This is a genomic window from Streptomyces swartbergensis, assembly GCF_002148965.1.
Taxonomy (GTDB): domain Bacteria; phylum Actinomycetota; class Actinomycetes; order Streptomycetales; family Streptomycetaceae; genus Streptomyces; species Streptomyces swartbergensis.
The window spans coordinates 1-815 of the sequence record NZ_NGFN01000795.1 but is presented as its reverse complement, the minus strand read 5'-3'; the positions used below and the strand labels follow the sequence as shown (position 1 = coordinate 815).

The following is an 815-nucleotide window of genomic DNA, read 5'->3' as shown; positions in this document are numbered from 1 at the left end:
CGGGACCCCCCGGGCGCTCCGGAAGCACTGGCGTCCTCGGACGCGCCCGCCCCCTGCCCCGAGCTCGAACTCCCCGAGGCGTTCTGCGTGTACCAGGCCGGCGGCGCGTAGTCGATGGTGAACTCGCCCGTCACCTCTGCCGCGGACTCCGCGTCGGGCTGGTCATCGCCGGGTGTCGCCCAGCCCCCGCGGTTCCCGTCCCGATCGCTGCTCACAGTGTTCCTCCTGGTGTGGTCGAGCACCCTCATGCCGTGCTGGGGCGACCCTTGCTTGTCGTCCGACGTCGTATGAAGTCGTTCCGAGGCGTACAGGGGTCGTCCGAGGTCGTCCGAATCCAGGCTCCCCCGCTTTCCCCCTGGGACGCCCACCCCCCTACTCACGGGTTCTGACGTCGCGCCCTGTCCCAGCCTAATCACCACAAGCCCCACCTCGGCAGGCCCGTCCACCCCCGAGCACCTGTCCGCCGCGTCACAACCTGCCCAGAAGCTGCCCGGAAGTGACGTACACGGCACACACTTTGGTGAACAAAYAGGGCGATTAACGTGAAGAAGCGCGACGAGGGGCAGCCGATCACCGGCTGCCCCTCGTCGCGCTCCGCGGAAACTACTGCGGCTACTGCCCGGACTCCGTCTGCAACCCCCCGTTGTGCGCCCCCGGCTCCAGATCGAACTCCCCGTCCCCGGGGACTGAGCCGCAGGGGACTGCGCCCCCTGCGGCTCGAACCCCACGGGAAGCCGGGGCACGGCAGCCGGCCCTCCGGCAGGCGACCCCCCGGCAGCAGGCGCGGGCGGCGCGAAGGGCGTACCCGGCGAGGG

1 protein-coding gene is annotated in these 815 nt (G+C 71.0%); it reads right to left on the bottom strand.

Annotated features, from left to right (window positions below; all coding sequences use genetic code 11):
- The coding region (locus CA983_RS48785) for an SCO5717 family growth-regulating ATPase (protein ID WP_425276525.1) at positions 1 to 248 on the bottom strand (248 nt) is incomplete at its 3' end.
- Between the last annotated feature and the right edge of the window lie 567 nt (positions 249 to 815).